Annotated in this window: 11 protein-coding genes; 2 read left to right on the top strand and 9 right to left on the bottom strand. The window is 39.2% G+C overall.

The genetic code is table 11. From position 1 onward, the window contains the following. Positions 1-803 (top strand): alpha-L-fucosidase (locus tag KGY70_12400; protein MBS3775984.1); only part of this gene is annotated, 803 nt, incomplete at its 5' end. 243 nt (positions 804-1046) lie between these two features. On the opposite strand, the gene KGY70_12395 is transcribed toward KGY70_12400, so the two are convergent. From KGY70_12395 to KGY70_12360, 8 genes are all read right to left on the bottom strand, one after another. Continuing rightward, on the bottom strand, positions 1047-1382 hold the full coding sequence (locus KGY70_12395; protein MBS3775983.1) for a transposase: 336 nt from the start codon (positions 1380-1382) through the stop codon (positions 1047-1049). 139 nt (positions 1383-1521) lie between these two features. Continuing rightward, positions 1522-1929, bottom strand: a complete 408-nt coding sequence (locus tag KGY70_12390) for a hemerythrin family protein (protein MBS3775982.1) — start codon at positions 1927-1929, stop codon at positions 1522-1524. A 44-nt stretch (positions 1930-1973) separates the two neighbouring features. Beyond that, positions 1974-3416, bottom strand: coding sequence for a glycosyltransferase family 2 protein (locus KGY70_12385; protein ID MBS3775981.1), 1443 nt, complete (start codon positions 3414-3416; stop codon positions 1974-1976). A 4-nt stretch (positions 3417-3420) separates the two neighbouring features. Further along, the gene (locus KGY70_12380; GenBank protein ID MBS3775980.1) at positions 3421-4380 is read right to left on the bottom strand and encodes a hypothetical protein; all 960 of its coding nucleotides are present in this window, start codon (positions 4378-4380) and stop codon (positions 3421-3423) included. 302 nt (positions 4381-4682) lie between these two features. Further along, the gene (locus KGY70_12375; GenBank protein MBS3775979.1) at positions 4683-5891 is read right to left on the bottom strand and encodes a YaiO family outer membrane beta-barrel protein; all 1209 of its coding nucleotides are present in this window, start codon (positions 5889-5891) and stop codon (positions 4683-4685) included. 65 nt (positions 5892-5956) lie between these two features. After that, the gene (locus KGY70_12370; protein ID MBS3775978.1) at positions 5957-6343 is read right to left on the bottom strand and encodes a response regulator transcription factor; all 387 of its coding nucleotides are present in this window, start codon (positions 6341-6343) and stop codon (positions 5957-5959) included. 401 nt (positions 6344-6744) lie between these two features. After that, a complete protein-coding gene (locus tag KGY70_12365; GenBank protein ID MBS3775977.1) occupies positions 6745-7452 on the bottom strand; it encodes an IS3 family transposase in 708 nt (235 codons plus the stop codon). A 26-nt stretch (positions 7453-7478) separates the two neighbouring features. After that, on the bottom strand, positions 7479-7973 hold the full coding sequence (locus KGY70_12360; GenBank protein ID MBS3775976.1) for a hypothetical protein: 495 nt from the start codon (positions 7971-7973) through the stop codon (positions 7479-7481). Positions 7974-8211: 238 nt separating this feature from the next. On the opposite strand from KGY70_12360, the gene KGY70_12355 reads away from it, so the two are divergent. Next, positions 8212-8862, top strand: coding sequence for a hypothetical protein (locus KGY70_12355; GenBank protein ID MBS3775975.1), 651 nt, complete (start codon positions 8212-8214; stop codon positions 8860-8862). Positions 8863-8937: 75 nt separating this feature from the next. Here the strand turns inward: KGY70_12355 and KGY70_12350 are convergent. Next, positions 8938-9436: hypothetical protein (locus tag KGY70_12350; protein ID MBS3775974.1), on the bottom strand; the 499-nt coding region annotated here is incomplete at its 5' end.

Raw genomic sequence — 9436 nt, 5'->3', positions numbered from 1 at the left:
GGATGATTGAAATCCTTTCGGAAATCCGTTCCAAGGGCGGATCCTTATTGCTGAATGTTGGTCCCGATCCTTATGGTGTAATTCCCGACGGGCAGGAGAATGTCCTGCGTGAAATGGGTGCCTGGAACTTCATCAACCATGAAGCCATGTTTGATGTCCGTCCCTGGATTGTGCCCAATGAAAAAAACATCATTTTTACAAAGAAAAAGAATGCCAATACGGTATACGGGATCATCACCAACGAAGAAGACTGGGAGCATGGGGAGAGAAAACAGTTTACCGTGCGCTCCATACAAAGCACAGATAACACCAAAGTTACCGTGCTTGGACAGAATGACCGGGTTCTGGAGTACAACCCGGAGGTGGTTCCCGAAACCCGCTTCGAGCAAAGAGATGATGGCCTGGTCGTTTCATGTGTAAGAGCCCAGCGGATCTATAACAACAGAAAATGGCCCAACCCGGTGGTGCTTAAATTTGAAAATGTGGCTCCTGCTTTGGAACCTCCAAAGATTAAAACGGAAGAAATTAACGAATCGGAGCGCGCTATTGAAATCACGGTTGACGAGATGGGGGATCAGGAAGAACTGAAACTATCCTATGAGTATCGCCCCTACGCGGGTTTTGTTGAGGAATTGTATCATGACGACTGGAAAACAAGCACCAACAGCATTACCATTGACAGCCCGGGTGAATATACTATCAATATCACGGAGGAGATGGAGACAACCCATCAGATCCGGGCAGTGGCATTGCATCCGAAGGTGAATATCTATGGAGGCATCCTGAGGGGACAATTGGATTGAACCCGCAGTTTATAAAATAGAATAAAGCTATTACATTGATAACTTTATATACATGAGTCTGGTCCAAAAAAGTTATTATACATTCATACGCTGAAAATCATATTTGCCCCAACCCGGCGACTGCCGGGAGTCTGATTTTGAGCTACTTCACTTTTTAGGGACGGGGCAAAAAAGTAGCTGAAAATCATATTTGGCCCTTTTTAGACTGGACTCATACATTCTAAATAGACTCTATTTAACTGATCATTGGATTTGGTTAATACGGGTTGACAATTGATTTGCAATGGCAGCTAAAACAACTGCCCGTTTCATCAAAATAGTCATTATCTGTGAAAATCCAAAATTTTTAGAAGCAATAACATAGATCCCGCTGTCCAATTGAGTCTCCCTCAACTCTTTCTTTAGTCTGGCAATTTCTTTTTCTTGCTCTGTCATTTTAGGATTACCTTGCCCTGGAAAACTAGCTCCCCCAGAGCCCGATAATTCTCTCCTCCATCGATATAACAGATCTTGACTTATTTCCAATTTGCCGGCGAGGACTTTAATGTCTTTTTGATGTTTGCTGAGTTCTACAGCCATTTGCTTGAACTCACGGTCATACTTCTTTATTTTTTTTATAGGACGACAAGTTAAGAATTTTTGCTTAGCTTACTGTCCGGTTTAAAGGGGCAATATAAGTTAATGTCAGAAAAGCAAGTGAAATGAAATATTTCATGAATCAACGCTCTTGGTTGGAGCGACCCAGCAAAGCATCCTTGTAATCAAAGTCTTTATGCAAAATGTGACTAACAAACCACTTTTTAATAAAAGTCCTGATTTTATCAAATAACATGTGGTTCATATAGTCATACTCCCGCCGCATCTCTTCTATACGTTTAATAAAGAACTCGTGTTGTTTTTTATGATTTTCATACTTCTCATAGCCGTACTCTTTCATAAGCTGCTCTTCTGACTGAAAATGGTATTCCAAATAATCTTCAAGTTCTCTGAGCACTTTATCAAGCTCTTCCGGTTCTTTTTTCTCATACACTTCAGATACTTTTTCAAATAGCTCAAAAAATTTCTTATGCTGTTGATCAATTACTGGAATATTTAACACAAAACTCTCACTCCAGATACTTGTCATAATTATTAAGTTTTAGGGTTGATACGTAATGAAGTTAAAAAAACTTAATTTGCCTGTTTGGCTCCAAAACCTGTTCGCGTCATAACGCCCCAACCTTTTTTATTTTTTCTGAAAAAGAAGTCGTAGTTGCCTTTAAGGGAAAAAAACACATTCATCGGATGAAAAATCACCATCTCTGCCATAGCAATAAGTATTATTTTCAAAAGAAACCTCGCCCCCTTATACCTGTTGAAGAGGAAGGTTTCATAAAATACCGCGAACGAGGAGAATGCCAGTGAAAATGAAAACACGAATAATAAGAGTAAAAAGAAAATCTGATAATTAACCATTCCCAGGGACAGAGCGACTAAAAAATAGCCTATCCCAATGGTTTCCAATATCGGAGCAAACCATTCAAAAAGAACCCAGTAAGGGAAGCTAATCATTCCAATCCTCCCATATTTGGGATTCAAATACATGTTTTTGTGTTTTATCACCGTTTCTATTGAGCCCCTGGCCCACCTGTTTCTCTGTCGCGATAATATTTTAACCGTCGATGGCACCTCAGTCCAGCACAAGGGGTCAGGAATGAATGCAATTTTGTATTGCTCCTTTTTTACTCTATGCATGTATTTTCTCATGCGCACAACCAGCTCAAGGTCTTCACCCACGGTAGAAGTATCATATCCACCCACTGTTTGTGCCAGCTTTTTATCGAACATTCCAAAAGCACCGGAAATAATCAGAAGCCCGTTAATTCTACTCCAAGCCATCCGCCCCAGGGTAAAGGCCCTGAAATATTCGAGAACCTGAAATTTTGCCCACAAATTTTTGGGATAGCGCACTTTAACAATTCTCCCGTCTTTAACTTCGCACGAATTGGCTACACGAATAACGCCTCCGGAAGCAATGACCCTTTTATTGCCACTGTCCTCAATAAAAGGTTTTACCATGCGCATAATGCCGTCCGGTTCAATAATGCTATCCACATCAATGGCGAGAAACAAATCGGATCTTGAAACATTGATCCCTGCATTCAGGGCATCTGCCTTTCCCCCATTTTCCTTATCAACAAAAATAAGATTAGAAAAGGCGTTATTTAATGATTTGTAAATGCCCCGGATTTTTGCTGTCTTAATGGTTTCGTTATGGGCATAATCTACTTTCACGAGTTCATAACTATTGATCACCTTTTCAAGGCTATTATCCTTACTGCCATCGTTCACTATAATTACCTCAACCTTGGGATATTGCAGTGAAAGCAAACTCCGGATATTTTCCACGATTCCTTTTTCCTCATTGTAAGATGGCGCTATAATGGAAACCGAAGGAAGTATTTCGTAACTTCTGATGGTTCTGTATCTGAAATATTTATTTTTTTTAATATAAGATTTTAATTCAGAAGCTGACAAAACTGCAATGAGCAAATAGGATACAAAAAGAAAAGTTGCATAATACAAAAAAACATTGTTGAAAATTTCAAAAAACAGATTTAATATAACCATCATCAGTCTAATTTATATTAATGTCAGTTACTTCATTAAAGGCCTTCTTCAATTCTATATCATCCGAATCTTTAAAGAAGAGAAATCGACTTATATCATTATTAAATAAAATTTTTAAAATCTTTATCTTAACCAAAAGTGGTTGATATTCACATATTCTGACCATAAAACTTTGAAGGCGTTCATTATCAATTTCTTGAAGCTTGTCAAGAATGATTAATTTAACTTCATCGGGTTCAGCATCAAAATTTTCCAATACAGCATCCACTGCTTCCCTCTCTTCAGCCAGATCAAGAAACGAATCCCATATCGTCTGTCTCAGTAAAAGGTTTCGAATTTTTGAGTATTGTTCCTGAAATAGCAGATGTTTGTATTCTTTTAATTTCCGGTTTTTAATGAGCAATGCTCCAACGATTTTTTTACACACATGATTAGACGTTAAAAGATTCTCATAATCAATATCGGTTTTAAAATTTTTCAAAACAGCATTCACTATAACATTAATATCAAGCAATGACAAACGGTGTTTTCCCTCAATAAATGAAAGCCCCGTGTCAGTGTTCCCCTTTAACCTGACAAGGGCGGCAAAAGCTTCGGTACGGAGCGCGTAATTTCTGCTTTTCGTGTAATACAAAATCCGCTCATTGTAGTCATTAATACGCAAATATGACAACATCTTCATGGCAATAATGCGTTCCACGTTGTTGAGGCTATAGAGTAAAGCTTTTTGTTTGTTATATAATCCCAAATCTTTTAACAGAATAGTGAATTTCGGGCTAAGGTCGATGGTGAGTGCTTCCTGAATACGGGTATACACACTGAACAAAGCGTATATTTGAATCCATTTGACGGTGAAGGGTTTTACAGTGCTGACAAAGGCATTTCTTTCATGTGTGTTGTTATATTTCTCAGACAACAAATAATCCGCCAACTTTTCGGCAAAATATTTTTCATACTTTAAAGTCAATCTTGCATCTCTTTCTCGCTTATTGTCATAATAAATGCTAAGAAGAAAAAGTATTAAAAAAAGAAGGAGGGAAAAAACAATAAAACACACTACAAAGTACAACCATATTTCAAGACCCCTCACGTGTGCATAAAAAGGGTTGACAATATTGATGTTATATATCGTTATCCCGGGGGTATAAAAGAAATAGAGCAGACTTATGATTAACAAAGTCAATATAACCCTGAGGAAAATCTTAGTTGTCTTTTTTAAATATTGACGTAGTAATAAACTCATCCTATAGCCTGTACTTAAATATTAACTCAATTATAAACCTGTTGCGAAAAAGCATCAGGGATATGTTTTTCGTAGGCATAACCAGCTGATAATTTCAACTCATTGACCTGCCCGATCTGAATATTCTTCTCAATTTTTATACGATAACTATTTAGCCTGAGCAATTCAAAAGAGGGATCAAAAGCATATCTTTCATCGGGCGAATTGCCGTAAGCAATTTCAACTCCCCAATAATTAACTGGATTAATTTGAAAATATCGTATATTGAATACATTAGTCAGCGCGTTACCGTTTTCGCCAAAAACATAAAAGGGCCGCAGGGCCATCCATAGATTAGGGAAATACTTCCCAATATGACCTGTAGTAATATAAACATTCTTTGAGCCGCTATTCAGGTAGCGGCCTCCCAAGCTGGCTTCCAGACCCTTGCTGACCGGAAAGTAATATTCCAGTCCGGCCCTGTGTTCCGGGAAAAGTCTGTTTTTGATACCGATTCCATAATTGGCATACAGATAATGCCCGTTATTGAACACATGGTAGTAATCGAATTCCACCTGCACATCACTGGTATTAAAACGATGTGCATAATTGATACGGGTTAGTAAAGTATGCCGGTCAATCTTGAAACCATAGTCAAGGTAGGCAAGATGGTATGGTTTAGGGTTATTACCCTCAAAAATATCAATCGAGTAGAAAGTAGATAAAATATTCTGCCTGTCAAGCATCATCATTTCATTGTAAATAGTCCTGATGGCCGCCGAGTCGAGCAGCGAAGAATTATTCTCAGCATAATCAATGGCTTCCGAATATCTGCCAAGGCCTTTATAAGCCAACATCTTTTTTAAAGCTAAATTATAGCTGTCAGGGTAGCCATGCTCTCTTGCCACGGAAATTTTATCCTGTAAAGCCCTGTAACGGCCACTCCAGAGCAGAATATTGAGCCAACTGTCATATAGTTCCTTATACTCAGGATTAATTTGCCGGGCTTGCTCAATGTATTCAAGGGCCTTATTGTAATTTCCATCCCATGCATAAACATCGCCGATAAACACCATTACACCGTATCTTGAAGAATCTGCCTCAAGAACTTTTTCCGCATTGTCTATGGCTTCAGCATAGTTTTGACTATGCGCATGGTTTATGGCCGAATTGAATAGAGAGTCAGCATTTATTTGACTTAGTGCACTAAAAGGCAGGCTATTATACAACAGAATAACAAATATCTTTTTAATCATTTTCCTTTCCTTTATGCTTGATTTATGAATCCCCTCCAAACAATTTCTGGCTGATTTTTCTCTGCTCATGCCAGCGGTTTGGCTTTGGTTTTTTCAGTGATATGTTTCATTAATTGTTCGGGATCAAAAGGCTTTTTAAAAAAATAATTAGCCCCCTGGTATAATGCTTTTTTTTCCTCCCCATATTCGGCATTGCTTAAATAATAAACAGGACATTTTATTTTCTTTCTCTGTCGCAATATATGTAATATTTCATGGCTGGCCGAACCCGTTATAAAGTCATCTAAAATAATCAGGTCGATTGTTATGTCAGGGCTAATTGATTTAACCTCTGAAAAAGAATTGTAAAAAACGACAGAAGCAGACTCGATCCATAATTTAAATGCCTTTTTCAACAGGGCATTTAAAACAAGGTCTTCACAAATTATTATAATCCTAAAAGGTTCGTTCATCCTTCATTCTTTTGCAATTTATGATAATACGGAATCAAGCTTATCACTGGCCATACGGACTTTCTGTATTTATCAACGTGATGCACCCCGTTAAAGGTAAATTTTCCTGGTATTTTGATTTGCAATACGAAAATTCAAGTTAATTGTTTTGTTTTTATGCTCAGATTTTTTTAGTCCACAATAAAACCCACGTTCTCTGAACGAGGTCAGAATCGTTTTATGTATTTGCCTATAAAAGGCTCATAATTATATTGGTAATGTTGTCCCAAAACAAAACAAAATAACATATGAGCCGATTTAATAAATGGTCACATGCCATATGGTAGCATTACTTAACTTCCCAATTTAATGACTGATGTCGTCTGTCTGTATTATAATCGCTAAACCATTCAAATAAACCTTTATACAGTATCAGCCGGATTAGGATAAACATGTTCATATTTCATCGATCTCCAAAGCCTTTCTATAAAAATGTTATCAATGGCTCTTCCGTTACCATCCATGGAAAGTTGGAGCCCTTGCTCCTCGACAGCCTGAACAAATATATCACTTGTAAATTGACTTCCTTGATCAGTATTGAGAATCTCCGGTGTGCCATGCATCTCTATTGCATCTTCCAAGTCATTCGTGCACCACTGGGCATCCATGGAATTGGAAACAGACCAGTTTACCGCATATCGACTGTAAAGGTCTATGATAGCCATAACATACATATAACCAGTTTTCATAGGAATATACGTAATGTCCCCTCCCCAAACCTGGTTTGCTCGAGTAATCTCTAAACCTCGCAATAGATAAGGATATACCTTATGCTCTTTGGAAGGCTTTGAAGTATTGGGCTTGGGTCCTATGGCTTGAATATACATCAGCTTATAAAGGCGCTCTATACGCTTTATATTAACATTATAATTTTTGTCTTTTCTTAGGCATTCAGTCATTCGGGGTACTTCCATAAATGGCTTTTGGGTGTATTTTTTATCAATCAGTTCCATTAGTTCCAGGTTTAATGGGGTTTCTGATTTGGGCTTGTAATATAATCCACTGCGATGGATACAAAGCAGCTGGCATTGCCTTGCCACGCTTAACTGATGGTGATTTGCATCCGCCAGCTTTCTCCTCTCAGTTAAGTCTTTCTTTACGACAAGGCGTTCTTTAAAAAATCAACCTCAACCTGAAGTTGTCCGATTTTTTTGTAGAGTTCCTGTTGCCCTTTTTCGGCAGCAGTTTTCTTTTTAGTGCTATCTTTTTCAAAAACTTGCTCTGCGTTATTCAGAAACTCCCGCTTCCATTTTTGAACCTGGTTGGGGTGTATCTGATACTTTTGTGCGATTTCTTGTCTTGTCTGATAGCTTTCTACCAGGCTGTTCAATTCGTTAATCAACGGCTGATATTTTTTGTCATAAAAAACAACCGCGGCATTAATCATATTGATCAACTTTTTTAAGGCTTCTTTGGATGTTGCACGTAAATGGGACATTTTTTCCCTGGGTGCACAGGCATATTCTTTGTTTCTTTCGAGATACAATTTATTGAACCGGTAATTTGATTCTACCAGCTTTTTATAATAAAAGCCGGCGAACTTAACAAATTCACCATTCCTAAAAGTTGAAAAATCAGGTATTTTGATCATAACAATTCGGTTGAAAGTCAATAAATAGAGGATTAATGGTGCTTTAAATTATAAAACTTTCTGAATATTGTCAAATTTATTGGGATACCTCATGCTTTCACCTTAAGCCGGGTCGTATTTATCCGTATGGTTTCGTTATTACTAGTGTTAATACCACCAATTTGTTATAGTTACTCAAACTTTAAAAAGATTCTTCGCGCTCTTCAGTCATTTCAATACCCTTCCCGAAAGCTCCGATTTGTTTCTGTCGGAAGGGAATTCGGAGCGGATCATTTTGCATACTGCCCGCTACAGTGTAGAAGTGAGACTGCCCCTGATCGGAGGGCTTCTGCTTATCGGGGCTTCTATAGCGATTATCGTATCCACAGGCAACAGCTTCCTGTTAACTCCCTCGAGCAATGTGACCCGTGATATTTACCAGCGCTTTATCAACCCGAAGGCCAGCACGAAGTACCTGGTAACATTCCAGCGGATTATTATACTGCTACTCGGGTTGCTGGCCTATTTGCTGCTGACCCAATTTGAAACCATCCTGGCCATGGCACTTACTGCCTATACCATGATTGGCGCAGGACTGACGCCTGCACTGCTCGCCACGTTCCTTTGGAAACGGGTCACCGTGAAGGGCGGAGTGGCCTCTATCGCAACCGGCATGGGTGTAACGCTGCTTATCACAATTGTCAACTCCATACTTAATTCTGTAACCGGCAACCCGCTGATGAGTGAAGAATATATCATACTGCCAGCAGCAATTTGCTCTATTGTAGTACTGATTGTTGTATCGCTGTCCACGCCGCCAGATCCTAAGGAGAAATGGGAGCAGTTTTACGAAAGAGATTCCTCACTGGAAAAGGCGCTTGGGGAAACAGACCGGTCCGGGGAGGAATAAAATGGTTTTGTCATGTGATTATTGCCGGAAATAACTAATCGGCCACGATCTGAAAATCAATAAGTTTTTATCATTCTACTCCATCCTTAACTCATAAATCTGCCCTTCATATTTCTTTTCCATTTGGACAGGAAATCCATCAGTATGCATGAGTTCTTCTCCGGTAGCCCTGAGAACAACTTTGCCGGATGGGGCCTGTCTGACCGTATAAATTTCGTATGGCTTCAGATCCTTCAAGAAAACGGTACGTGTGTCTTCCGGTGCCCCTTGCCGGAACACGCCAAAAATACCTCCCTCTTTGGTCTGGAAATTGAGTCTTTGCCAACCGTCCCAATGACCTTCCCTGGGCTCCCCAAAACCTTTTAAATCCTTCCTGTAGGCCATGTAATTGTACTTTTCCTGCATATCCCGCATCCAGTCTGCCCAGGCATGCAGCATCTCTCTTTTTTCCCGGGGAACTTTCCTGGGATCTCCCAGCATGATGGGCAAAGTACCGATCAGCGATTTCAGACAGAACTCCACGTTGGGATCATTAAGTGGTAGGTTGCCTATCACCAGCGAACTGGCCGGCAGG

Source organism: Bacteroidales bacterium, from assembly GCA_018334875.1.
In the GTDB taxonomy this organism is placed as follows: Bacteria; Bacteroidota; Bacteroidia; order Bacteroidales; family UBA12077; genus JAGXLC01.
Note: the sequence above shows the minus strand (reverse complement) of the source record. Positions and strands in the feature narration are given on the sequence as shown.